14 protein-coding genes and 1 pseudogene are annotated in these 25,648 nt (G+C 55.7%); 3 read left to right on the top strand and 12 right to left on the bottom strand.

Annotation, left to right across the window (positions count from 1 at the left end):
• From WBG04_RS07075 to WBG04_RS07065, 3 genes and pseudogenes are all read left to right on the top strand, one after another.
• Positions 1–200: pseudogene (locus WBG04_RS07075) on the top strand (hypothetical protein); the annotation flags it as partial.
• Positions 201–537: 337 nt separating this feature from the next.
• The gene (locus WBG04_RS07070) at positions 538–1,974 is read left to right on the top strand and encodes a hypothetical protein (RefSeq protein ID WP_424313682.1); all 1,437 of its coding nucleotides are present in this window, start codon (positions 538–540) and stop codon (positions 1,972–1,974) included.
• 342 nt (positions 1,975–2,316) lie between these two features.
• Positions 2,317–4,800 (top strand): glycosyl hydrolase, encoded by a 2,484-nt coding sequence (locus WBG04_RS07065; protein ID WP_424313681.1) that lies wholly within the window; start codon positions 2,317–2,319, stop codon positions 4,798–4,800.
• Positions 4,801–5,275: 475 nt separating this feature from the next.
• Here WBG04_RS07065 and WBG04_RS07060 read toward each other — a convergent pair whose 3' ends face one another.
• From WBG04_RS07060 to WBG04_RS07005, 12 genes are all read right to left on the bottom strand, one after another.
• Positions 5,276–6,865 (bottom strand): sulfatase family protein, encoded by a 1,590-nt coding sequence (locus WBG04_RS07060; RefSeq protein ID WP_424313680.1) that lies wholly within the window; start codon positions 6,863–6,865, stop codon positions 5,276–5,278.
• Between the two features lie 170 nt (positions 6,866–7,035).
• On the bottom strand, positions 7,036–7,818 hold the full coding sequence (locus WBG04_RS07055; RefSeq protein WP_424313679.1) for a hypothetical protein: 783 nt from the start codon (positions 7,816–7,818) through the stop codon (positions 7,036–7,038).
• A 34-nt stretch (positions 7,819–7,852) separates the two neighbouring features.
• Complete coding sequence (locus WBG04_RS07050; protein ID WP_424313678.1) at positions 7,853–11,308, bottom strand: hypothetical protein; 3,456 nt, start codon at positions 11,306–11,308, stop codon at positions 7,853–7,855.
• A 273-nt stretch (positions 11,309–11,581) separates the two neighbouring features.
• Positions 11,582–12,739 (bottom strand): hypothetical protein, encoded by a 1,158-nt coding sequence (locus WBG04_RS07045; RefSeq protein ID WP_424313677.1) that lies wholly within the window; start codon positions 12,737–12,739, stop codon positions 11,582–11,584.
• A 149-nt stretch (positions 12,740–12,888) separates the two neighbouring features.
• Positions 12,889–15,792 carry a sulfatase-like hydrolase/transferase gene (locus WBG04_RS07040; RefSeq protein WP_424313676.1) on the bottom strand — a complete coding sequence of 968 codons (2,904 nt, stop codon included), beginning with the start codon at positions 15,790–15,792 and terminating at the stop codon, positions 12,889–12,891.
• Between the two features lie 50 nt (positions 15,793–15,842).
• Positions 15,843–17,555: a LamG-like jellyroll fold domain-containing protein gene (locus tag WBG04_RS07035; RefSeq protein WP_424313675.1), complete on the bottom strand. Its 1,713-nt coding sequence runs from the start codon at positions 17,553–17,555 to the stop codon at positions 15,843–15,845.
• A 106-nt stretch (positions 17,556–17,661) separates the two neighbouring features.
• Positions 17,662–18,450 (bottom strand): PEP-CTERM sorting domain-containing protein, encoded by a 789-nt coding sequence (locus WBG04_RS07030; protein WP_424313674.1) that lies wholly within the window; start codon positions 18,448–18,450, stop codon positions 17,662–17,664.
• Positions 18,451–18,589: 139 nt separating this feature from the next.
• On the bottom strand, positions 18,590–20,137 hold the full coding sequence (locus WBG04_RS07025) for a LamG-like jellyroll fold domain-containing protein (RefSeq protein ID WP_424313673.1): 1,548 nt from the start codon (positions 20,135–20,137) through the stop codon (positions 18,590–18,592).
• The gene (locus tag WBG04_RS07020; protein ID WP_424313672.1) at positions 20,134–20,709 is read right to left on the bottom strand and encodes a sigma-70 family RNA polymerase sigma factor; all 576 of its coding nucleotides are present in this window, start codon (positions 20,707–20,709) and stop codon (positions 20,134–20,136) included. The genes WBG04_RS07025 and WBG04_RS07020 overlap by 4 nt, the downstream gene beginning before the upstream one ends.
• A 321-nt stretch (positions 20,710–21,030) precedes the next feature.
• Positions 21,031–22,941, bottom strand: a complete 1,911-nt coding sequence (locus tag WBG04_RS07015; RefSeq protein WP_424313671.1) for a sulfatase-like hydrolase/transferase — start codon at positions 22,939–22,941, stop codon at positions 21,031–21,033.
• A gap of 121 nt (positions 22,942–23,062) precedes the next feature.
• The gene (locus WBG04_RS07010; RefSeq protein ID WP_424313670.1) at positions 23,063–24,160 is read right to left on the bottom strand and encodes a hypothetical protein; all 1,098 of its coding nucleotides are present in this window, start codon (positions 24,158–24,160) and stop codon (positions 23,063–23,065) included.
• A 218-nt stretch (positions 24,161–24,378) separates the two neighbouring features.
• The gene (locus WBG04_RS07005; protein ID WP_424313669.1) at positions 24,379–25,626 is read right to left on the bottom strand and encodes a hypothetical protein; all 1,248 of its coding nucleotides are present in this window, start codon (positions 25,624–25,626) and stop codon (positions 24,379–24,381) included.
• Positions 25,627–25,648: the final 22 nt, after the last annotated feature.

The following is a 25,648-nucleotide window of genomic DNA, read 5'->3' as shown; positions in this document are numbered from 1 at the left end:
CCAAAAAATTCAAATTGAAAATGCCGATTGGGCAGAGTGGGGAAAAAGGCAAAAGATCTGCTATCAAGAAAAACTATAAGGCACCCGGAACTCCCTGGTCGATCATTATTGGTAAAGATGGAAAAGTTAAGTTCAATGACTTCCTGATTGAACCAAAAGAGGCCCGAAAAATCATTGATGCAGAGCTAGAAAAGGACTAAACTCAGAGGAAGGGCTAACAGGTCTCCTGACCGCACTGCGAGTAAGAACAACAGATCATTTTTCTGCGCAGAAAGAAGAGCAGGACGGGGCTCGTTAATGGGTTTTCGGGTTCCGTCCATGCCTGTCAACTTCCTTGCACTGCTTAGTTCCTATCAAGACGCAGGGGCTAGATCTCCGCAGGCCGTTCTGAAAAGAGAACTACAGAAACAGCCGAAGGAGCAACTTGGGCCATCAATACCGGCTAAGATCACTCGGACAGAATCACCATGATCTCGTCTAATAATGCAGCCCGCACAGAGGGTGATGACGAATAAGCCACATGAAGGGAATACTTCTATGAAACCAGTGTTGGTGAATGCCGTCTTGTGTATCGGCGTCAGCAGCACCTTGGCTGGAGCCGAAAGAATTGATATTCAGCGAGACACCACAACGAGTGCGGTCCAAAAGGCAGTTGACCAAACTAGCGGCTTCCTGTGGAAGTCAGAGGTTCCAGAAAATTGTCCTTTTGAAAAGTCGATAGCTCTCAAAGGAGTATACTTCACTGGACGTGCCAGCGACTATTTTGCCGGGGATACTTTCTACCCGACGTGGGCAAACGATGGAAATCTTTACTCTCCATGGACAGACGGCATCACTGATGGCCTCACCAGTTATTCCTGGCGGGCCGGAAAAGCCGAAACCGGCCATGCAGTCCTGATCGGTGACGATCCGCTTTCGCTGACCATAAGGAATACATCCCTTCCAAAAATCGCCAGTTCCCTGCCCTACACGGGACGCTATCCTGCGGGATCACTGGTTCATGACGAGATCTGGTACTACGGCACCTACTGCCTCGGACCCGCAGGGGTTCATGAGCATGAGGGCTTTCGCTGGAACTGGCCTACCATGGGCCCAATGCCGGGCTTTCGAATTTCCCGCGACATGGGCAAAACATGGGAGTCCTCACCGCATACTCCCGAAAAACCGCTGTTTCCCGAACCTGAGCAGCATCTCGGGCCGATAAAAATTGGAGCTCCTCACTTCGTGGATTTCGGAAAGAACATGGAGCATTCCCCCGACGGCAAGGCGTACATGGTTGCGATGGGGGGCGTTGCTGATGATCCAAGCCCGCGTCCCTGTATTAGGAGCACAGGAACCGTTGCCTTTGAGGAGCGCGAATGTGATTCAGACTTCGCCCATGCCAACATAAGCTGGATATCCGCTGACCAGATCTATCTCACGCGGGTTACCCCTTCGCCCGATACAATCAATGACATCACGGCATACGAATTCTTTGCCGGACACGACACTGACGGCAATCCTGAGTGGACCCGCGATTTCAAGAAGATCAAGCCGCTGATCGAATGGAATAACAACATGGGATGCGTAACGGCCACATGGGTTCCGGGCCTCGGGAAATACCTCATGTGCATTACCGATGGATGGCCAACTGTTGCAAAAATGGATTCCTATATTTTGGAATCCGATACCCTTACCGGCCCCTGGAAAATGGTTTCGTACATGAAGGGTTTCGGCGAGCAGGCCTATTTTCTGAATTTTCCGACAAAGTTCATATCACCTGATGGCAAGACGCTTTGGTTATGCTATTCAGCAAATTTCAGTCCGGGCTGGAATGGCGCGAAATTGGGGATCAATCCGCCGGGAGGGCGATACGGACTCTGTCTTCACGAGGTGCGACTTCTTGGTCTGGACGATGTAGTCCCTGAAAAACCCGACCAGTATGATCAAGAGGTTAAAAGTGGTTTTCGCTGGGACAAAATCAAAAAGGAATAAGGAGTATCGCCGCCTTTTGAATCTCAAGCACCAACGACCTGGTATGATCCGCGACGTGGCATAGTCCGGTAATCGGACTATCGAGACGCGTAGTTTAGATGATAACATCTGAAATTCCCTCGCTTCCGGAAAAACAGGTCTTAGAGAAACAAAGTCGATTTTCCCTCAAGGCATTCAAATCGATAATTGGTCGTCCTATGCGAAACAATCATTGAGTCCCTCCAGTGCCCACTGGGCTATAGGTTTTCCAAGACCCTAACTATTGGCATTCAGCCACGTAATACTCAAATGAATCTAAGAAAGACACTTATTAGCACACTTATCCTTCCTTTGTTCTTGTGCGTGAACAAGGAGGTGATCGCTTCCGAGGAGCTCAATTGGCCCGAGCCATCGACATTCAACCGTCCAGGGACTTACTGGTGGTGGATGGGCAGTGCCGTCGACAAAGAAAACATTACCTGGAACCTCGAGACCATGCGCAACGCCGGAATGGGCGGTGCAACAATAGTGCCCATCTACGGCGTCAAGGGGTTTGAAAATCAATATCTCCAGCATCTGTCCCCCGAATTCGTGCAAATGGCAAGTCACGCATTCAAGGAGGCTGAACGCCTTGGCATGTGGGTAGATATGACCACCGGCACTGGCTGGCCTTTCGGCGGGCCGATGATTTCATCTAGAAACTCCGACACAACCGTGGCCTTCAACAACGGTAAGCTATCTCAGAGATTCTCCGGGCGAAATGTAAAGCGTGCTGCGCCAGGAGGCGAAGGCAAGGCTGTCAATCCGTATTCTGAGGCGGCTATGGCTTCCTATCTCCAACATTTCGACAAACCCTTCTCCGGCGAGGACATTGCGATGCCTCGAGCCATGTATCACGATTCGTTCGAATTTGAAGGAAACTGGTGCAGGGAGCTTCCCGATGAGTTCCGCAAACGCCGTGGATACGATCTGATGAATCACCTCCCTGAACTTTTTGGCAAAGGCGATGCCGAGACAGTCGCCAGAATAAAGTCGGACTATCGCGAGACACTTTCGGATCTGCACCTCGATTATCTGACTACGTGGGTGGCGTGGTCGGAATCCAAGGGATGCACTACCCGAAACCAGGCCCACGGATCGCCGTCGAACCTGCTCGATCTTTATGCCGCAAGCGGCATCCCCGAAACGGAGATATTCGGATCCACTCCCTTCAGAATACCGGGCATTCGGAGGGACAGGGAAGATATTGCAAAAGACATTCCGCAACCGCTGATCAATCGAATGGCTTCTTCCGCAGCTCACGTTGCGGGCAGGCAACTGATTGCGGCGGAAACCTGCACATGGGTTCGTAACCACTTCCGAGCCGCTTTGTCACAGGTGAAACCGGAAATTGATCAGCTATTTCTGAATGGTATCAACCACATTTTCTTTCACGGCACCTGCTACTCACCAAAGAACGCTCCATGGCCGGGCTGGCTCTTCTATGCTTCCTTGGAATATAACCCACGCAATTCTATCTGGCGAGATGCGCCGTTGCTCAACGCGTATATCACGCGCTGTCAGTCCATTCTACAATCCGGGCGTCCGGACAACGACATTGCGCTCTACTGGCCGGTCCATGACATCTGGCACAACACGGAGGGTATGCAGCAAAAGCTGACGGTTCATCAGCCCCAGTGGCTGAACGGCTCGACGGCCGGCAGGACCGCCAAAAATTTGGAAGCAGATGGCTTTGGATTTGATTTTATCTCTGATCGCCAGCTGGTGGCCGGGCTAGGTCATCCCTACGAGGCCGTTGTGGTGCCCGTGACCGGGCATATGCCATTGGCCACCTTGGAGAAGCTGCTTGAAATCGCGGATACTGGTCAATCTGTAGTCTTTCTTGACCACTTGCCGGCGGATGTACCGGGCTACCATGAGCTGGAAAAGCGACGGGCCAAGCTAAAGCGCCTGCTGGCCACGAAGGAGCTGCAGGTGGTTAAAGCGGAGTCACTGAAAGGAGCGCTGGAAAATTCAGGTGCCCGACGGGAACCGATGGTAGATCTCGGACTGAATTATATTCGGCGCAGACATGACACCGGCTACCACTACTTTGTCGCCAATATGGGACATAGGCCGGTCGACGCTTGGATTGAACTCGGTACTGCATGCAAGAGTCTCGTCATTATGGATCCGCGGTCGGCGGAGAGCGGCGTCGCACCGCAAAAAGCGAACCGATTCCATCTGCAGCTCAAGCCAGGCGAAACCCGCATTCTACGAACCTTTGATAGGAGAACCGTTCAGGGCTCACAATGGCCGACTGTGACGGAGCAGGGAGAGCCTTTGCCAGTCAACGGGGAATGGAAGATTCGGTTTGTAGATGGCGGGCCTGTTCTACCCGCCGACATCAAGGTCAAAGATTTGAGGTCCTGGACCGAGATTGGGGATCGGGAGACCTTGCGCTTTGCCGGCACCGCCCGCTATTGCACCAGCGTTAATGTTCCGGCAGGCACCGACGACTGGGAAATTGATTTAGGGGAGGTTCGGGAAAGCGCCCGCGTCTTCATCAATGGTAAGGAAGTCGCCGGATTGTACAGCATTCCTTATAGCGCGCGAGTTGGACGATTCTTAAAGACGGGAGAAAACCTACTGGAGATTGAGGTCACCAACCTTTCTGCGAACCGGATCCGCGATCTTGATATCCGGAACGTAAATTGGAAAATTTTTCGTGAAATCAACTTTGTGGACCAAAAATACAGGAGTTTTGACGCGTCGGAATGGTCTCTTACCCCTTCCGGATTGCTCGGACCGGTTACGTTGACTCCAATGAAGAACACATCAGAAAGCTGCGACGAATTGGGTAGATGATTTTTGAGTTAGATTGCAAGCGGGGCGGATTCGAACTGCCGAGGCCTGGGCATGCGGTCGTATCCGGGACACTGTTTTCCGCACCCCGAGCATCTGGGCTTGGCGTTGGCTCTCGGGATGATCTCGGCGATGATCCGCTCCTTGTCGCCCTCATTCGTCATTCGAACAGAATGGTAAACGAAGCTCTTGAAGCGGTGGACTTTGTTGAGTAGTGTCTTGAATTGAATGGGCGGTGCGCTGGTTGTTTTCTTGTCGCAAACGGAACCTGCCAGAGTCCGCCGATTCATCAATACTTGAACCTGTCTGCCAAGTAAGCGCCTCAAAGCAGTGCTTACCAACTAGTCAGGAAGAGAAACCCGCCGCTTCGCGGCGTTCAGGCACCGCTTTCCACCCACAGTTTTGGCGGAAGAGGCTCAAAAATGAGGAGGGATTTTTAGCGGTTTTTGGGCGATCCCTAACAAGAGTGATCGGACTTTCAATTCGCGTCTGTATTGGTTGGTTCATCGACGACCATAGGCGGAGGGAAGTCGGAGGTTTTTTCACCGCCGCGGTTGCGCAGGCGGATGTTGTTACTACCGCTGACGGGCTGGTTTAGGGGGATTTCCATCCCGCCGAAACGGTTCATCATCTTGTAGAGCTTGTTCTCCATCTGCCTAGCCTGCGCCTGGTGAGCTGGATCGTAACGGAGGTTCTTGCTTTCCTCGGGATCTTTCTGGATATCGTAGAATTCGTCGGCATCCCATAGACCGTAGTAGGTGATGTATTTATAGCGGTCGCTGCGGATCGCGAAGGTAGTGGGCGTCTGCGGGAAATTCTTTTCCCAATAGTAGACGTAGAGGAAATGGTCGCGCCATTTGATTTCCTTCCCTTCGGCTAGCGGGAGGAAACTCTCGCCGTCCATGTGGGCGGGCTTCTTGAGCCCCATAGCCTCCATGATCGTCGGCGCGACATCGATGTTGGCGACCATTTCGGGCACCACTATGCCGCCCTTGATGAGCTCCGGGCATTGCACCAGCATCGGCACGCGCATGGAGGTCTCGTAGGCCACGCGTTTGTCGATCAGGCCGTGCTCTCCGAACATGAAGCCATTGTCGCCCATGTAGATGATGAGGGTTTCGTCATAGACGCCCATGTCTTTGAGTTGCTGGATAACACGGCCGATGCTGTCGTCCACGGAGCGGAGCGCTTCGCAGTAGCGCTTGTAGTAGCGCTCGATGTTGAGCTCGCTGTGGTAGGGGAAGTCGACTCCGTGCCATGAGTTGCGTTGGTCCCGCAGCCAGCGTGGCTGGAGAAGGTTGTCCGGTGTGCTGGCCTCGGTTGCAGGTCGCTCGAATTTTAAGTCCTTTAGGCTATTCTCATATTTGGGTTCCGGGGTGAAGTTCGCGTGCACCGCCTTGTGGGAGAGGTACAGGCAGAACGGTTTCTCAGCGGGCTTCTGCTTCTTCAGCCAGTCGATGGCGTAGTCGGTGAGCTCGCCGGTGATGTAGCCTTTCTGTTTCACGCGCTTGCCGTCCACATTGAGGGTGTAGTCGGGATTGGGGGGGAGGTATTCGCCTTGACCCCGGAAGCTGACCCAGTGATCCCAGCCGGGCTGCGGCTCATCACTCGCCCCGCCCATGTGCCATTTGCCAATGAAGCAGGTGGAAACGCCGGCCTTCTGCAGATACTGCGGGAAATAGACGGTGCCTGGCGGGATTGCGCGGTTGTTATCGATTACGCGGTGGCGGAAGGTATAGAGGCCGGTGAGGATGGAGGCGCGACTTGGCGAGCAAAGGGATGTGGTCACCAGCGCGTTCTTCACGTAGGCGCCGTTCGCCGCCAGCGAGTCCATCACAGGTGTCTTCGCAAACTGGTGGCCGAGAAAACTCATGGCATCGTAGCGATGGTCATCAGAGAGGATGAAAACGACGTTGCGTGGCTTCGCACCGGGGATGTGTTCTGGGATGATATCCGTCGGCACAGGCACGGAGGCATGGAGCGCTCCGGTCGTGGCGAAAAGCGCGAATAGTCCGCGTGCGGCGATGGCGGAGAGGCACTGGGCTGTGGGGTTATCTGTTCGTCTCATGATTTGTTCGGTGTTGCATTGTAGGGTGGTGAGTAAAACCATCGGTCATCGTCGTCATGGAAGGTTGCTCCACGTCGGTTGTCACCCGCCATCAAGCTAAGCCGTCCGAGGCCTTGTTGTAATGCAGGTGATCCCGTCACGGTTTGCAAAGGGCTGCCATTTTTCAGACCTCACTCCTGCGACTGGCTGCGGCGGAGGGTGACGATCTGGAGGAAGCCGCCGCTGGAGCCGTCTGTGGAGAGGAAGAACTGATTGTCGCTCTTGAGAACGATCATCTGCGTCTGTTCCGTTTCGCGGACCGGAATGATGTTGTTTTCCTGCATCATCCATTCGTCACCTTTGCGGTAGGCGAGTTCATAGACGAGCTGACCATTTTTGGGGGAAACGACATGGGTTTCACGGGGTTTCAGCTCTTTGGCCTGGTTTCCATTGCAGCGCACGGCGATGGTAGCGGGGCTCAGGTTGTGAATGCGCAACTGGCCCAGAGGAAGTTGGGATGGATCGTCGTCAATGACATAGGCGGTGTAGGTTCCCTCGCCGGCGGGTGCGAGCAGGACGGTGGCGCGGCGGCAGCCGGATGCTGGAAGGGCGGCTAAGGCAACGAGCGAGGTGTCCTTTTCGCGGCGTTTCTCAAGTTCCAGAGCGAGGCCCTTTCTGGGTTTCGTTTCGTAGGTGAATTCGGATTTTTCCGGAACGAGGGGCTGGAGTTCGTGCTCCTTCTCCTCGGCACTTGGTTCAGAGATCCTGCGATTTCCCCCACTGCTGGACTGGTGAATCTCCATGATCGCCGGGCCCGAGTAGGACATGGGGGTGGAGTAACGGAAGGCAAGGGCAGTGAGCTTTCCTTTCGACTTTCCGGTGTTGATAGACAGTCCGGGGATCTCATCTCCCCAAGCAACCAGATCGATCCTCATCGACACGGTGGCCTCTTGCGCGCGCAACTGCGGCAGCACGGAAAGAAGGATGAGGACAACGGGAAACAGGACCTTAGATCTCCAGGGGCGAGAGCCAGCGGAAGGAGACGATTTCGAATTTACGGCCATAACTTTGGTTGAGGGTGCTGAGGGATGATCCGCGTGCGAACGGGGCGTCGGAAGCATCGATGTAATTCGGAACTCGCTGGACCACGGCCTCGCAATAGGCCCTCGCAACCGTCTTGCCGCTGGCGTCGAGGGATTCACCAAAAGTTCGAATGCGGAAGGTGTCGGAGCGGGTCGTGAGGGAACTTCCGATGACTTGAAGCACATCGGCCTGGGTGAGCCAGCCGGGAATCCCCGTGGAGCGGTAGCCTTGCTCACGCGTGCTACTGGAGTCTTTGAGCATTTCCTGATCGGCGACGATGCTGGCGACCGAGCCGAAATTGCTGTCTGTGGAAGTGGCGGCCCAGTCAGGCCGTTCGGAGTAGGCGTTGTCGGGGCGATACTCGGTATCGGTGCCGTCCATGTCGGCGCGGGGAGCGTTGTTTTTCCACTGGAGTGTGACAAGATCGCGGGTGGCGTTGATGTCCGAAAACGCGTTTTTGCTGCCGTCGAAATCGATGTTGGCTCCACTTTCGTCGAGGGCTTGTTGAAGGGCTCCGCTGCGGGTGAGGGCGGGCTCCTCGGTGATGTCCGCGAGGGCGCGGTTGACGAAGTGGGAGAGCGAAACGAATGGGCCCCGCAGGCGGACCTGCTTGACAATTTCCTCGGCGAGGGCGTCAAGTTGGGAATCTGTTAGACGGCGGAACCCGGAGAACGAATCCGTGTCCCTGCCCGTGGGCGGATCCTCGGAGGGGGCGGTCTGTTCGAGACTTCGGGGGAACGCGGCATCGGAATTGGCGGCTGTGTCTGCGGCATGCTTGAAATGTTTGGAACTGGCGAGGAAGGCTTTCCATGCGTTTTTGTCGGTGGAATTTACGTTGAACGCACCTTCAATCATGAGGTGACCTGCCGCCTTGATCGGGTCATCAAGCTGCTTGGATGCGGCCCCGCCCGGCAGCATGATGAGTGAGGGGTTCTCGGGTCCGGCGGCGGCACCTGTGGGAATGGAGGAGAAAAAGTAATTGTCCCAGAGCGTGGCGTTGAGCAGATAGGAGATGTCGTAATAGTTTCTGAGAGTATTCGTGGTCCCAGAACGGTTAGGACTACCGACGAGTTCGTAGTCCGTGCGGGACTGCGTGGTGAGCCCGCGTTCGACAAAGGGAGGAGCGTAGGAATTGGCGAAAGCGTTGCCGGGTTGGTGGCCGATGGAGCCTGCGTTATCGTCGCCCGTGAGGTCGGCGTGTTGGAGTTGAGCGAGGGATGAGACTTGGGAAGGGATACTGAAGAGCACTGTTTGTTTACTGCCGAATGAAGAGTGGCCCCAGGGGAGCGGGGACAGTGCGAGATTCCGGGTGAAGCCGCTGCCAGTGTCTCCGCCCGGAAAAGCGGTGGGAAGCTGTGCTTTGCTGTCGTTGCTTTCCATGAAAAATGGAGGAGGGTTGTAACTGGCGATAGGCTTGTGGAATTGTGTGGCCCGTAAGTTGAAATCCGCGAAGGTCCGCAGGGTGGAGCCGCGTTGCCCGGCTTCGTAGGTTGAGGGCATGACTTGCTTGTAATCGGTCCCAGGCTGGCTGATTTGGATACTATAGAGCATCATTGGGAAGGGCTGGGTCATCTGGCGCGCCTCGGCTTGGGAGAACGTGTGCCGGTTGGGAAAAGAGTAGCCGTTGTCGAGTTCCAAACGTTCGATCCTGCGCAAGGGGCTGGCTGTGGAAGGTGTCCCGCCGAGCCGCATTTCCGTCATCACAAGGGTGGTTTGCCAGCTTTCACGGACGTTCATGGTCGGCGTATTCTGGGTGACGGTGATCACTTGTGGGTTCTCCAGTTCGACGCAGTTGTTGAAGTCGAATGGCGAGCATGTTTGGAACGGTGCGAGATTCACCACCGTCCGTTGGGTGGCAGTGGCCCGTGGTCGGTAGGCGGGTCCCGCGAGCGAATAGGCTCGCGCCTCGCCCGGGGCCAAGGAGGATGGCTTGATGGCGAATGCGGTGTTGTTGAACACGGCTGGCTCATCCGTATTGCCAGGGATAAATGCGGTGTTGTCGTTGTTACCGAGTCCAAAAATCCGGGAGGGCTTGTTGCCATACGGGGTTTGGTTAATCAGTTGGATTTCGAGATCCTGTTTCCACTCCAAGGTTACCGAGTAGGGGTTGGCTATGGCGATGGCGATCTTTCCGCAGGCGTTGATGTTGTAGCTGTTTCCAGACGAATTTCTGGGCTTCATTTTGGCGCCCATCAGGATCCGTAAATCGGTGATGACGGGGGCGATCACAGGTGAATAGACGGAGTCCGCTTCCTGAACGAGCAGCGAGCCTCCCGTGAGTTGCTTGGACTGATCTTGGAATTCCTTCACGGCATCCCAGAGAGGTGCCTGCATGGACGGGGCGGCGATTTTTGGGATGATGGGTTTTCCCGCGATGGGGTAGTCGGAGATGCCGGAGTTGGGGTTCTGGGTGGGAAGGTCTTTGGCTAGAACAGCGGTGAGGTCGATCTTGGTGCCTCCGTGGAGCGGATCAGAAAGGACGGCGCGGCTTTCCGCAGTCGCGGAATGAAACACGCTCTGGAGGGGGGATGCGCCGCCAGTGGTGGTACCCGCACTTGGAACGAGCAGGGCTGCTTGTTCTAGGTCCGTGATCTTGGGAAGAAAGTCATGAGATGGGGAGGAAGGTGTGGGATACTCAGAGAATCCGGGAATCGTTTCCCATCCGCGGCGCTGTGCGGAAAGCGATGTGTAGAGCGTCGGGTCGTCGCGGGTTCTCATTAGGTTAATGGTCGCCTTGACTCCTTCGTCACCCACCCACCATGCGAAGCGGCCCGTGGGGTTGGAATCCTCCTTAGACTGGATATTTACCAGCGGAGCGACGACATACTGATCCGCTCTGCCAGCTCCTTTGCCCACGCTATTTTCTCCCACCAAGACCACGGCCTTTGAAGGATCGGTCACATCGCCGCTGGCTCCGATAGCATAGGCCGTGTCTGACGGAAGAATATTCGGGCTACCAGTACGGTTGGCGGCGCTGTAGCTGGATTTGACTCCACTGACCAACCAATGGATGTTGAGGGGAGTGGGGCTCTGCTTGAAGATGGTCTCCGGATCGTCCTGATTGACAAATACGCCGGTCCAATAACGCGTTCCAGGCTGAACCGGAGAGAGGCGCTTGGAAAGCTTGCTAACAGAGATATCGTTGATGGGGGATCCGCCCGCATCCAGAGCCAGACCGTCAGCGGTTCCGGCGATATCGGCGACCGCCGTCGTCCGCTGGTCCTGGCCGGCGTATTTCTGAAGCTCTCCTACCGCCAGAATCAGGGCGAATCTGGCGTTTCCGCGGGCCTCCTGAATCGCCAACGATTGGCTACTCGAACCCAGAGCGACGGTTGAAAGTGTCAGAAGTCCCACCGCAATCACGGTCAACAGAATCATCATCAAGAGAGTCACCATTAAGGCGAAACCTCGATGTTTCACGGAATCCTTAAGAGGGTTTGAGATCATCTTGTTTTGATCACAGGGCATCTAGAAGTTATAAAGTAATCTGGCCGCCGCATTGATAAAAGTGAGATTGCTAGCCTCAGATTATATTAATCACACCGATTTTAAGACTCTAAGAACTGACTCACCCTCCCATGCCTATAGAACCCATATCTGAACTCAGATTAAGGTTTGCTTCCGTTAGGTAAATATTAGTTCCATTGTTCGGCGTCAATTCGCCGCATCGCGTATCACATAGAAGCGCCTGGGAGCACTGGCAGGTATGCCGGTTTGGGTGAAGCTGGTGATGTTTCCGCCAGTTGCGGCCGGAAAGTTTGTTTCTATTTCGGTCCACTGACTGAGGTCTTCTTCCGTGAGGTCAGAACTCGTCAGAATCGAGTATTCAGCCTCTTCAATCGACTCCCAGCTAATCGTCACGGATCGGGTATCAGGATCACCACCGGTTCCATCGACTAGGGTGGTGCTAATGGTCGTCACTTTGATTGGGCTTGTCGGTAAGGGAACGGCAATTTGAGATCCTAAGCTGTTCCAGACAGTGACGGGTCCCTTGGTTCCGTTGAGTGCAAGGATATTACTCGTCGTCGAGTTCGCGCCATCGCGGAACGGATTGCCATCTGTGCTCGTTCCGCCTCCACCGTTTCCGGGAATCACGAAGGATGAGACGGTTCGATTACCAAACCAGTTTGAACCAAGAGCCTCAAAACCAGTAAAATTGACGGTTTCGATGCTCAAGGTTCCCCCGGTCGGGAGAATTCCAAGGGTGAGCGTCGGAGCAGTCGTGTTGGGGTCGTAAATAAGGCCGATCGAGTACTCAGTTCCCTCCGTCAACGGTCCAAAGGAACTCTTGTAGGCAACAAGATTGTTGCCCCCCGTGGCGAAATCCAAGTCGTTGAATGTCGCAACGTCAGATCCAGAGCCGCCGACCTTGCTGAGAAAGTATATTTCGCCTCCATTCAAGTAGAGTCCGGTTCCGCTCCCATTGCCGCCGATTTCGGCAAGATTTCTGGACTTAGTGATGATCTGATTGATGTCATTACCGTTCGGAGTGAAAACGATATTCATTGAGAGTCCAGCTGCGCTATCGATGGTGGCGGGCGTGGTGGATGCAGGAAAGATGCCCGGGCTTTCGGGCGCCGGCACATAGTCGAGCAAGACCGTTGGCTCCAAATCAAACTCGACGATGTTGATTGCGAGCGCTGCTTGGCATCCTACTACGATGGATGATAAGATTAGTCGGTGTTTCATGATTTTTTGGGGCTTAATGGGGTGGGTTGCCGGCTGGTGAAGTTGTTGGATTTCTAAGATCTCAATGATGTTTTGAATGATTCTGGAAAAGTGATATGATCTATCGGGGTGATCTATACTCACGCTTCTCGGGGTATCCACTGGATGTTCGGAGAACGGCGAATTAGTCATTCGGCTCTACCTGAATAATAAGTTAAGAATTGGTCAGTATAGCATTGCGTATACTGGGAAATGCCTGAGAGCGTATAGGTAATAATATTGTAGATGAGTTACTATTCCGTAGCGACCATGCGTAATCTCATTCGAGCAAAGGAGGCGGTTCCCGGAGGTAGGCCGAACTCAATTTTCCAGCGGTTGCCGCCGAGATCCGTTGCCGTTTCAAGCGTGGCGTCCTGACCTTCGATGCTCCAGACGCCGCCTGAGAAGACGACTCGCGACTCGCGCCAGCGATCAAGATTGTCGGAGACCATGAGGTAGAATTCGGCGTTCGGCAGATCGGATGGGAGTTCGATGCTGACCAGGGCTGCGAGTTCCGTGGAAGCAGATGCTGGCGGTGTGGCCTTGATGGTGGAAGTGCCACTACTGTTCTGAAAGACGCGGATGAGCGAGTCGGTGCTGAATTCGACTCGTGCGGATCCCCAGACGGCGACGGGGTTGTTGGTGCTGCTGACGGAGCGGAGGATCAATTCATCAACCCCGGTGACGTCGAGATCGATGTCGATCGGTGATGAGTTGCGAGTCCGGGCACCGGAGGAATAAAGCACGACACCGTCGCCGAGGATTTCGAAGGTGACGCTGGATGAGGTCGGTGAAGTATTCGAGTGGGCGATGGTTGCGAGGAAGCGGGTGTGGAGTCCCCCAAGATTGAGGGTCAGGCTCGAGTCACCCGTGGAGGAGACTCCTTTGGGCACGAAGGTTCCGTTCGCGAGCAGGATGCTGGAAGCGGTGGGGCTGTAGTCGCGAAAGAGGCTTCCGGCGGACGTGGCCCATGAGAGATCCGAGACAGCGAGTTCGTTGGCGGAGATCCCTTCGTGATTGCCTTCAGGGTCGGCGGCCCAGAGGTTGTGCAGGCGCTGCAAGCGGTCGGCGATTCCGGGGTGGACGGCGTCCAGGTCGGTGGTTTCCCCGATGTCGGTGTCGAGGTTGTAGAGGGCGGTGTTGTTGTTCTGGTTGACGAGCTTCCATGGGCCTTCGCGAATGGCCCATTGGTCGGTCAGGTAGTAGTGGACCACGGAATGGGGAGAGGCTGCGGAGGTAGAGGAGAGCACAGAAAAAATGTCGCGGCCGTCCACGCGGTTTGGGAGATTGACGCCGAGCAGATTGGACAGCGTGGGCATTAGGTCGGTGCTCATGATGAGCTGGCTCCGGGTCTCCCCGGCGGGAAGGACGGCTGGCCAGCGGATGATGGCTGGCACTCGTACTCCGCCTTCCCAGAGGGTGAATTTGTTTCCCCGGTAGGGGCCGTTGTCCCCGCCTCCCGATGGCACAGGGGCACCAGGGTTCCACATTTGAGTGCGGGACTCGAGGGAATGGCCGTGGTCGCCAAAGTAGATCACGATGGTGTTTTCAGCGAGTTCAAGTTCGTCGAGCTTGTTGAGGATTTGGCCGATCTGATAGTCGAGCGTGCTGACGAGTGCTGCATACGAGCGCCGTGGCTCGGCCAGACCGCTGTAGCTTTGATAGAAATTCTCGTAGGGCTGGACCGGGTAGTGCGGCGTGTTGAAGGCCGCGTAGGCAAAGAAGGGCTCGTCCTGGTGCTCTTCCATGAAGGCGTTGGTTTCACGGACGATGAGATCACCAAAATGGGTGCCATCTTCGGTGATGGAGGTCGAGTCTCTCCAGAGTTCGTGCTCCACGATGACGCGACTTTCGTAGGGCTGCCCGTTTGAGGCGTCCCAGTTGAGCCGGTCGTGTTCGTAATTTTCGATCGTGCCCTTGAGGAATCCGTAGAAGGTATCGAAGCCATGGCGGAGTGGCTCGCCTGGTGGGTCGCCGAGGTGCCATTTGCCAAAGATGCCGGTATGGTAGCCTCTGGTCTTGGCGAGTTCGGCCATGGTGAACTCGGAGGACGGCATGCTTGAGGAATTACCCGTGATGCCGGTGGCTGGCGGATAGCGGCCGGTGAGGAATGCTCCCCGTGAAGGCGTGCAGACGGACGAGGTCACCGTAAACTGGGTGAGTTTGAGGCCTTCTGCCGCGAGTCCATTGAGATGCGGAGTGCCGAGGTCGGTGGCACCGAAGCAGTTGAGGTCGATGCTGCCGTGGTCATCACTGACAATGAGCAGAATGTTCGGTCGATCCGAAGAACCTTGGGTGCTTGGCGGGGCGCTGCGGGGTGCCGGGCGGGAGGTCCCGATATTGGCGACGAGATACTCCTCGACGCCGCTGATTTCCCCCGCACTCAAGGCGCGGTTGAAGACGATGACTTCGGCAACGGATAGATTGCCGGGAGTGGCGGAGTTGCGGACGTCTCCGACAAAGAGTTGCCCGCTGTTGACCGTGTAATGGGTGCTGTTAGATGAATAGGCGGTGCTGCCGTCAAACAGTTCCTTGATCGATCCCGAGCCACTTGAATCGAAGACGGTGGTCCGAATGAAGACTCGGTCGAGCGGGTGGGCAATGGTGTGGCCGATGAGTGATCCATTGTCCTTCCTGATCGACGGGTCCGTCCCCATGTTCACGTGTGGAAGGGAAGAAGGTACCGGGCTGAGTGGGTTCAATGAACCAATCCCGAAGGGTCGAAGATTTCCATCGCGCTGCGTAGCCCGGTAAACCACCACGGCCGTCAGAGCCGCATAGCTGGAAGCGCCCGATGGACCACTCAGGAGTTCGCTTGCTGATTGAGAGAAGAACAGGGACGAAAAGCTCTTTCCCGAAAAGAGACCGCTGCCTGGCGATTCCGTGATGATCGCGGGATCCGTCAAGCCGCCGACGGTGGTCAGCTTGTACCGGTTGGGACCGAGGTCATACCATGTGCCATCCTCGAAATTACTAGCCGGGTCGGCCAGCCACGTGACGAGATTGGAGGTGAGGGAAGGATCGTCCGGTGGGAGCGGCGCACCCGACAAATCGAGGCTCAATGAGAGCGCCACGAAGACGCCCGCCATGGGGATACTGGCCTGAAGGGATGCGAGGCCAGAAAGCATCCGCCGATGGCGGGGCGGTAGTTGAGTCATGGATGGTGAGGCTCGATGGAATCGGATGTGCGGGGGCGAAAACGTGCGGATCAGTCCTCCCGCACTTGATAGAAGAACCTGGATCCGCCCGGTGTGTGGGAGTAGGTGAGGTCGGTATCGTCGCCGGTGATGTCGGATACGGTGAGTTCGGGCCAAGATGAAATATCGGCAAGGTCGCTGCCTCCGAAGACACTGTAGGTCTTCCCGGTTGTGGAGGTGAAGATCATCGTGAACTCGCCCGTGGTTCCATCAAAAGCGGTGGATACGACGGGGATGCCAGTGCTGTCTTCGAAGCTGGCCAGCACGTCCAGCGGCGTGGTGGTGGCGTTGGCCAGGGCGGTAATCTGCTGGGCGCTCAGAATCTGTGGGTAGATTGCAAAGTCATCGAGACCGCAAAGCTGTGTGGTGCCGTCACGAGCGCCGAGTTGCAGGTCCTGGCTGCAGGTGATTTTCCCGGTCAGGCTGGAAATGCTGATCGAGCCCTCCGGGATGGCGACTCCATTGAAATAGATCGAGAGTAGATTGTTGGTTCGATCCACATTGAGCGTCACATGAACCCACTGGTCGGCGGGTTGGGTCACTCCGCCAAAACCGGAGACGTTGTTCGAGATCACGCTGTTTCCGTCGACGTCATTGATGCGGAGGTTGTAAATGCCATTGGCATTGGTGCCCAATTGCAGGCCGCCAGCGGCGGCACCAGCGACACAATCGAACACCATCGCGTTATTCGGGTTCTCATCACGTGTGTCGTTGTAGGACCAATAGGAGATCGCGAAGCTGTTCATTCCAAAGTCGAGCGCGGTTGCGAAGGTGTCAGCGTGGGTCTCTGCGATCAAGTAATCGGAGCCAGCAGTGAAGGTGTTCAAAGACTTGCCGGCCCCAACGAAGGCCTCGCCGTAAGTGGAATCGATGGAGATATCGGGTAAGCCTGATGCGGTGGTGACCAATGCTCCATAGCGGTCGATGGGGAGGGAAGTGGCAACGTCAAGCGTATCAAAATCCCAGTAATGTCCGATGGGAGCGAGCACCGGAATTGCGCGGATCTGCATGCCGGTAAGGTGGGGTCTGAGATTCGTCTCAGGGGTTGGGTGAGTTCCCTGGGCGAGAAGATAGAATTCATCGGTATCGGCGGTGAAGGTGCCGATGGCGTACTGACCGAACACGGCATCACTGGGGCCGGCGATGTTGTTGGGATCGGCCTCCAGGGAAACGGTGGATGCTCCCGGACCAGGATTCCCGCTAACGATTCCATCAGCAAGAGTTGTGAGTGGGCCACTGGCTGAGCCGAAGGTGATGACCCGATCATTGTTGGGTTCCTTCTGATCATTGAACCAGATTTGAATTTCGTAGGTCTGCCCCGGCACGAGAGTGACGAGTGTATCGAGTCGAATGTAGCCCGTTTGAGACGGATTACCAACGTCTCCACCTTGAGGAACACGCGCGGTTCTCAGGAGGTCATCATAGGCGGCGTTGCCGGTGGTGGATGGGTCAATGGCGCTCGAACCGTTCTGATTCAGTGCAGTGGCCGTCCCACCAGTCCAAGCAGGCGGACTCCATTTTTCGAAGGAGACTCCGTTGATCACCGTGGCAGCACCAGTTAAGTTGCCCACATTCCAAGCTCCCACGGAACTACCGTTCGTGGAGATTTCGCCCACTGCGCCGGTAACGTTTTGAGCCGCCCCCCAAGTAATTGGTGCGGCGCTGAGGATGCTGGAGGTGAGCGAGCTTGAGCAAGCAATGAGTAAAAGGGTTTTATGATTCATGGTGCGTTTGGGCTCAAAGTGACAAAATTGGGGCGATGACGGAGAGCCTTAGCGACCTACGGCACCGCCCTCTTGAATGAGATTCAGCAAGTATTGGCATTTTCGCCTATCGACGGCGGCGAATCATGGTGAGACCGCAGGCAAACATCGAAAGGAGGACTGCCGAGGGTTCGGGAATCGTGCGGATCTGCATGCCGTTGAGGTGGGGTCTGAGATTCGATTCAGGGGTGGGGTGCGTGCCCTGCGCAAGAAGATAGAACGCATCCGAATCCGCAGTGAAGGTGCCGATGGCGTATTGACCGAACACGGTATCTGACGGGCCGGCGGTGTTGTTGGGATCAGCTTCCAGGGCAACGGTGGACGCTCCAGGACCAGGGTTTCCGGTAACGGTGCCCCCAACGGTATCGAGCGTGAGTGTGCCGCTGGCCGAGCCGTATGTGATTACCCGATCCTGGTTAGGAGTTTTTTGATCATTGAACCAGATCTGAATTTCGTAGGCTTGTCCGGGCACGAGAGTCACGAGTGAATCAAGTTGAATGTAGCCCGTTTCGGACGGGTTGGCGGCCGAACCTCCTTGAGCAACACGCGCGGTTCTCAGGAGGTCGTCATAGGCGGCGTCGCCAGTCGTGGATGGGCTAGTGGTGCCAGTCTGATCCAGTGCGGTGGCCGTCCCACCTGTCCAGTTAGACGGCGTCCATTTTTCGAAAGAGACACCGTTGATCTCCGTGGCGGCGCCAGTCAGGTTACTCACGTTCCAAGCTCCCAAGGAAGTTCCGTTCGTGGAGATTTCGCCCACTGCGCCGGTGACATTTTGAGCGGATCCCCACACGATCGAGGCGGCGGGAAGGGTGGGTGAAAGAAGAAGGGCAACTAGGGGAATGTGTATTGATTTCATGATGTCTGATTGATGTTTATTGGGGTTGTATTCAAGGGATCGCGGGATGCGACCGAGATTTGCTAGGAGATTTGGTTTTTCAGAAATCGGTTCATGAAGGCCGACGGTCGTAGTTGGATGGGATTTGAGGTTGCGGTGTTCAGCGCACACTGCGTCTTTGATAGTGTTCTAGGATGGTCTGTTCAGGGATGGCACCTTCAAAGAGCTGAAGCTCATCCAAGTCGGCCTGAAGGGTCGGCAGCTTGGGGCTGAGACCAAAGCCGATGGACATCGGGTGGGCTTTTGGACCGGTGGTCACGGTCTGCACTTCCCGACTTTCGGGCGGTCCTTCTGGACCGAAGTGGTGCACAAGGGGCTTTCTATTGCCATTAAGGTAAAGCGAACACTCCGGTGACCCGTCGGCGAGTGCTGGGCCGTTGAAGATCGCGACAAGGTGATGCCAGTGCCCGTCATCGACCGGGGTCTCGCAGTAGTAGTCGTCCGCTCCGAAGGAAATACCCGGCAGAAGTTCTCCGTCCCCGTGGTTCCGGGTAAGCCAGATTTTCCATTTCCCGTTGGACCGATTTTCGCGTGAGCCCCAGCCGACGACGGCCGGGAAATCGGTCCCCGAATGAGCTCCCTGCGGGATCCTGAACCAGAACGCCACGCTACGCGGGGTATCTCCCGAGAAACCCGGCCAATCCGTCTTGATCCAGTCACCCTCTCCGTTCAAGGAAATGGCGTTGCCGACAACGCCCGGTATGACACCGGAGGCGGGCTTGCTTGATATCAGGCGCGCCTTGATGGAGGCCGCGTCCGGATGCGTGCCCGTGACCGCCAATCTGCTTCCAGATCGAGAATCGAAAGAGATGCTGATCGAAGGAAGGTTTGAGGGAAGTTCCGTCAGGAAGGCTTCGGGTCTGGCCTCGATTTTGTCGAGCCGACCCACGAAATTGGCCGTTCGGGCCTGCCCGGATTCTAATAGAGCCTCCTCTTTGCGGCCGAGCAGGGCGGTGAGAGCGATCTTGCCTTTCATTACATGAGCTTCGTCGCTTTCACCGGGTTCGGAAATGATGCCAAACTCGGTTCCGAGATCGACCACTTTCATTTCCGGCGTGCGGACCTCAAATCCGATCGCCTCCTTTGGAACGCGAAACCAGGAGGTTCCGCGGTCGAGGCGGACGCTGTTTTCCTCAAGCAGAGTCAGATCGGCCGGCCCTTGGACAATGCAACTCACTCCAGACTCGAACGTGAACTCCACGCAGCCCTGTTTCACCATCATCCGAGAGCCAACGGCAAGGGTGTTGGGATCTGGCGACTTCTCGCCCTCGATGATGTGGGTGATGGCGAGGCGGGTATCCGGGCTGGTGCGGAAGGTCAGCACGGGGGGAGGTTCCGCCACCAACCTCAAATAAAGGATGGCCGAGAGGACGACGATCGCCGCAGCCGCAGCGAGGAGTGCCGATGCCTTGGCCCGCTTGAGGGTGTTTTGGCGCGATTCTTCGGTCAGGGCTGTCTGCTGTCCTAGGGCATTGGCCGGGCCACAAGTCAGGTAGCGCATTCCGGCATCGATCTCCGCATAGTCGCAGTAGATATCGAAGATTGCAGGGTCGGAATTGATGAGAGCCACGACCTCGAGGCAGGCACCCTCATCGAGGTCACCATCGACGAAGCGTTGTAAAAGAAGTTCTTGATCGCGCGGCTTCATGAGTGAACCCTTTCCAGTGCGATTTTAGAATTGATGCAGCGCCGGAGACCGGCACGCAGGCGAAAGACAGCCATCCGCAAGGCATCCTGACTGCGTCCGAACACCCGGCTGCATTCCTCAAGGGACTTGCCGTGCTGATAGTGGTTCAGCAGGACAAGGCGGTCGGCATCGGGCAGCTTGGCGAGGCAGTGCCGGAGTGCGTCAAAGGAATCCAAAGCTCGCGGGCCGTGCGAATGCTCGCGGGCCATGAAGCGCTCGGTGATCGCGGTCACGAGGTCCTCATCGAACACGAGCCATGACTTACGGCGGCGATTGGTCAACCAAGTGCGCACCTCCCAGTAGGCGACGGAGAAGGCCCACGCGCGGAAATTGCTGCCCGGCTCGAAGTCCGCGCGCTTCTTCCAAAGGATGACATTCGTGTTTTGGACGATGTCGGCAACCTCGGGTTCCCCCGGAAGTAAGGTGTTGACGTAGGTGAGCAGGGTGCCCTGGAGCCCATTCATCTGCGAGACGAAAGCCGCTTCCGCTGCTTCCGCATCTTCGTTGATCGACTCTGGAGAGGAATGCGCCACTACAGACTAAGGGCAGATTGACGGCTCAGAATCACGAAAAGTTTGATTTTTTTTGCGGAGCTGAGTTTTGGGCGGCGCCAGCACCATTGAGCGCAGCGTCCTCTGGCGTTTCTGCATCGAATCGGCAGCAATAGGGGAAAGTCCGTTTGCCGCAGGAATCTTCCCCGTCCTGAATCTTTCAGATGTCCTCGTTGAGCCTCCACAGTCCTAGGAAGTTGCTTTCGTTGTGGTCTCTGAGTCAGCCGCCGGTTCGGATCGGAGGGCGGGGATGATTGCTGCGATTTCGCCGAATCCTGTAATACAGGTTTCATGGTGGTTCATTCAATCCACGGGGCGCTGCTTGGGCAGGTAGTTCATGGTGTCTCTAATGAGCCGAGCGGCCATTGATACGCCGTTGGAATCAGCAGTCTTGCTGTATTTTTTTGACAAGAGCCTCTTGAAGTCGGCGCGTGTCAAACGGTCGGCGAGATGGGCGTATTGTAGGGCGTTGAGGGCATAGAGCGTTCCAAAACCGTCGGGGGTTGCGTCCATCTCTTTGAGCAAGGCTGCGTAGGCGGTCTCAGGATCACCACAGCGCCCGAGGGCTTGGGCTGCTATGACGCGGTTTGCAGACATGGGATCTTTGGCGATCATTTGCTTGAGCGTTTTTTGGACCGCAGCGTCATGGCTCCGCACGAGAAACAAGGCGTAGGCTCCGCGGTAGCGGGCGACTGGATGAGCATGCTCGGTAAACGCAATGTAGTCCGAGAGTTTTCCGCGATCACCCAGCGCGGTTTCCTTCGAGATCCGAAGCAATTCCTCCACGGGGTATTGATCGCTCTGTGCGTATTCGTAGAGCGTCTCCGATGTGCTGCCCGGGCCGATGAGTTCAGGAACCAATGGTTCGGGTATCAGTCCGGTGTCGCGTGTTTCGATCATCCAGCGGTCAAGCTCGCGCGACATTGCCTCGATGCGTGGCTGCTGCGTAGGCTCTCCTGCGAGGTTTGTCACTTGCCATGGGTCGGTTTGAGTGTCGAAAAGCTCGATGAGTGCCTTGGGTTGGAAAAACTGTGACTGCACAGGATCGCATTTTCCTGCTTCGAAATAGTTCTCCCAGGCCCGCCAGTTCGCCTGTGTCTGGAAGCCATAACGGTCGGCACGCCCAAGCGGCCGGTGTGGCATGAAGTTTCGGATCAAGTAGTGGCGACCGTCGGTCACGGCCCGGCTGAAGTCGGGCCGGGTGCCCATGCGGTCGCGCGTGAAGTGCACGTATTGGGGTGCTGGCTCGGCATGGTTGCCTAGAAAGATGCTGCCTTGCATGATCGGTGGCACCTCGGCTTCCGCTAGGGAAAGTAGTGTCTTCGGGAAATCCACAAAGCTGACCAGCCGGTCGCAGGTCTCACCGTCCTTCGCAGGGGCAAGGTCTTGCCATTTTTTCGGGAAATGCACGATCAATGGCACTTGGGTACCCCCGGAGTAGATGAATCGCTTAGATCGGCTAAGCATCCCACCGTGGTCAGAATAGAAGAATACAATCGTATTATCGGCTAGTCCCGCATCTTCTAGCTCACGGAGCTTTTCTCCCACCTGCTGATCCATATAGGTGACTAGATCATGCAGCCGTGCCCAGTCCTTACGTATCTCAAGTAGGTCAGGATGATAGGGAGGAAGCTTGATATCCTTCGGATCAATACGCGACTTGGAGGGAATTTGCTTATTCTGCACATACTTCCCGATACGCCCTTGGTTGAGCTGGCTCTCATGCGTTGTTGTCAGATTGAAAACTGCAAAAAACGGCTGCCCTTCCTCCCTGTTCTTCCAATGGGCTTTGCCACTGGATTCGTCCCAGAGTGTGGAATCCTTTTCGAAGTTTGAGTTGTAGTCCTTCTTCGAATTATTGGTACAATAATAGCCAGCCTGCCTCAGGAGCTTGGGGTAGGCGGGAATAGAGGCAGGCAATTGAGTGTCGCACCGCATCTGATGGGATCCGGTGGTGCTTGCATACATGCCGGTTAGCAGCGTGGAGCGCGCCACGGCACAAACCGGTGAGTTGGCGTAGGCATTCGTATACCGCACTCCGCGTTCCGCCAGTTTGTCCAAGTTGGGTGTCTGCGCCTCGGGGCACTCGTAGCAACCGAGATAAGGACTGATATCTTCGCAGGTAATCCATACGATATTGGGTCGCTCGCCAGCAAGCGCCAGGACTGGCACGAGGAAGAGATGGGAAATTAGGTATTTTGTCTTGTTAATCATAAAAATAAATTCTCCTCAATATTTCAATGAAACCCTGGTGCTCGGGCTGAGACGGAAACGCGTCGCGAAAACGTTATGCCTCTTCTCCCTTATCAGGTGAATTTCATTAACTGAGTTGGGACTACTTGATCCCGTATTTCTCAGCGAAAACTTTGCGTTCAGCGATCTGTTGCGAGTCTTCCTTCGGCCACTTTTTGAGGATGGTTGAAAAGACTTCTTGGCGGGCTTGTCCTGCGGGCATGGTGAGCGCCCAATCCACCGCTGCCTGCGGATCATAGGGCGCAACCTCCGTCGCGTAAGCGGAAATCGCGAGGTTCTTGGTATTCCCGGCAGGTTGGGATACCAGCCACTCGCCAGCGGCCACGTAGTCCACTCTCGTCCAGTCGCCGACCATCTCTGAAAAACGTGGATTGCTGCCCTGGTTGGGCAGATTCTTCGCCATCCAGTCGATCCATTGCCTTCTCTCAGCTCTGTTGTTTGATTCGAAGCCAATATACCTAGCGAGCTCTGACATTTCATTGGGAAGAAGGTTTTCCTCAATCCAAGCACTTCCGGCCTCGAATCCATCCTCCGTGATCCCACCAGCAAGCGATTGGAGTGAACGTTGAGCTGCTTTCTGCGTCTCTACGCTCTCTGATTTCTCTATAAACGCCCGCAGCTGGTTAACAAATTCCTTCCTTTCAGCTGGGCTTTCAGAAGTGCTTGCGAGTTGCTTCAGAGCATCCTCAGGATTCTTGAAACCAAGCTCGGAGATCAGTCCCATGGCCAGGGCTATGCTCTTCTCTCCTGCGCCTTTCACCAATTCTGCCTTGATCTCGTCCGTCACCAGATCCGGGAACTTCGCGGCATTCTCCCTTACCCATTCCATGGCTGCCGTAGGATCTTTCCTTCCCCAGCTCGCCATGGAGTCGGCCAGCATGGATTCGATACTTACACTGCGAACTTTAGCGCCAAGCTCCCCGGTCAGCACCCTCACTGCCATCGCAGGGTGGTCCGCGGTCAGGATGCCCATTGTCAAAAAAATCAGGGTGGTGCGCGCGCTGTCGCTCAGCTCGGTGCTATGCCGGAACTCCTCGATGAGGGCTCTCAGCTGCGTTGCATTCAGTAAGGACGCGCTTTCCACAAAAGCAGCGTAGCGTTTTCGTTTTTCCTCCTCGCTGACCTCTCCACCCTGATCAACCTCTACTCGGAAGGCGATGATCTCATTCGCCAATGCCACGGATTGAAGTTTGGTGGCGGCTCTCGGGCGCCTAGGTATCAGGACGGCGTCATCGGGATTTGATACGTCGGATGAAATGCCAAGGGAGGTGGCTTCCGCCACAAGCTTTGCGTTCACCTCGGACGCCTCCCGAAGGCGCTTCTCAAGCACTGAGCGCAGGGAGATCCCGACAATCAGGATAAGAGCGGAGATGCTGACGGAGATCTTAAGGGAGAATTTCATCTGATGCGTTGGAGTGCTGCAGCACGTTTTGCAGGATCCGAAATCTTTTCGGCAATGATTCGAGCTTGTTCTTTGTTATTGTAAATCGTGGCCTTATTCAAAAAACCTAGCAGAAGATCATCACCACCATTTTCCGCGTGGAAACGTAGTAATACCTCCGCGTGAGTCTTGTATCCTGTTCTCGAATTCGCGTTTGCCATATCCCCTAGCGTATCGCCGATGATCTGACTGGCCGATTCGGAGGACCTCTCATCCAGCCAGTCCCTTACAGTCCCCACATCCTCAAGGCTAGGTTCGCTTTCTCTCATTAGAAATGAGGACGCCGATGTTCTCCATAACTCATCGCGCTCCGCCTCTGTCGTGGGAATACGCTCAAGGTATTCATCCACCAGACTGAGGCCACTGCCATCTGTTGCCGCGGCAAGAGCTGCCGCACTGCTTCCCAGGACGTTTCTCACATCTATTTCATCAAGCTGCCTACGGGCAAGTTCAACAAGGGAAGCTTGCTTGCTTTTCTCCACACCCCAGGCCGCGCGCCGGAGTATATCCCGCCGCTCCGATACCGGCATCTTACCAATCCTAAGTTCGGCAAGATCCGCATGACTACCAAGCAACGAGTCTAGCAGACTGGCTTCATAGATGGCCAGTAGTGGATTCCGCTCATCGAGACCCTTGGTCATAAACACCCCCGACCCGACCTGCTTGTCCAACCACTCGGCGGCAGCAGGGCCGTCCTTCGCTCCCCAGTTGCCAAAGGCAGCGCTCAACCACGAGACTGTGTTCGGAGTCAAGTCACGCAGGCGGTCGGGGAAACGGGTGAGTATCAGATCTGGTTCCTTTAGGGCAAATGGCATAACAACCATGGCAAAGAGGATGTCGCGCTGGGCATCCGTAAGATAAGGGTTGTCGATCTCATCAAGAATGCCGATCATTTCCTCTCTGTTCATTTCCAACAGACGTTTCTCAAATGCTGCAGCTCTCCCGATGTCGCCTCCCGTTCTATTGGCCGGGTCTGCACCTGCAAGCGAAAGCATTTCCTTCCAGCCTATCCTTTTCCCAGGGACGTCGCCGCGCCCTCGTCCCGGGCTTTCCCAAGTGGAGACGGAATTGCTTTTGGTCACCTCAATCCGCTTGGAAAGGATTTCATTCACCTCTGCCAACCGGTCGATTTTCCCATGAAGTCCGCTGATAAGGAATCCAGTGGCGATCAGCGTGATGACAGGAAGAATGAATATTGATTTCATGGCGTTGGTTCAGGAAGCTTGA

Origin of the sequence: Haloferula sp. (genome assembly GCF_049672945.1) — a bacterium.
Classification (GTDB): domain Bacteria; phylum Verrucomicrobiota; class Verrucomicrobiia; order Verrucomicrobiales; family Akkermansiaceae; genus Haloferula.
This window is presented reverse-complemented; position numbering and strand designations above follow the sequence as displayed.

Bases quoted from the DNA above. Each gene is read 5' to 3' on its own strand.
- WBG04_RS07070 (WP_424313682.1), top strand. From the start codon at position 538: ATGAAACCAGTGTTGGTGAATGCCGTCTTGTGTATCGGCGTCAGCAGC.
- WBG04_RS07060 (WP_424313680.1), bottom strand. From the start codon at position 6,865: ATGAGACGAACAGATAACCCCACAGCCCAGTGCCTCTCCGCCATCGCC.
- WBG04_RS07050 (WP_424313678.1), bottom strand. From the start codon at position 11,308: ATGATGATTCTGTTGACCGTGATTGCGGTGGGACTTCTGACACTTTCA.
- WBG04_RS07040 (WP_424313676.1), bottom strand. From the start codon at position 15,792: ATGACTCAACTACCGCCCCGCCATCGGCGGATGCTTTCTGGCCTCGCA.
- WBG04_RS07035 (WP_424313675.1), bottom strand. From the start codon at position 17,555: ATGAATCATAAAACCCTTTTACTCATTGCTTGCTCAAGCTCGCTCACC.
- WBG04_RS07030 (WP_424313674.1), bottom strand. From the start codon at position 18,450: ATGAAATCAATACACATTCCCCTAGTTGCCCTTCTTCTTTCACCCACC.
- WBG04_RS07025 (WP_424313673.1), bottom strand. From the start codon at position 20,137: ATGAAGCCGCGCGATCAAGAACTTCTTTTACAACGCTTCGTCGATGGT.
- WBG04_RS07015 (WP_424313671.1), bottom strand. From the start codon at position 22,941: ATGATTAACAAGACAAAATACCTAATTTCCCATCTCTTCCTCGTGCCA.
- WBG04_RS07005 (WP_424313669.1), bottom strand. From the start codon at position 25,626: ATGAAATCAATATTCATTCTTCCTGTCATCACGCTGATCGCCACTGGA.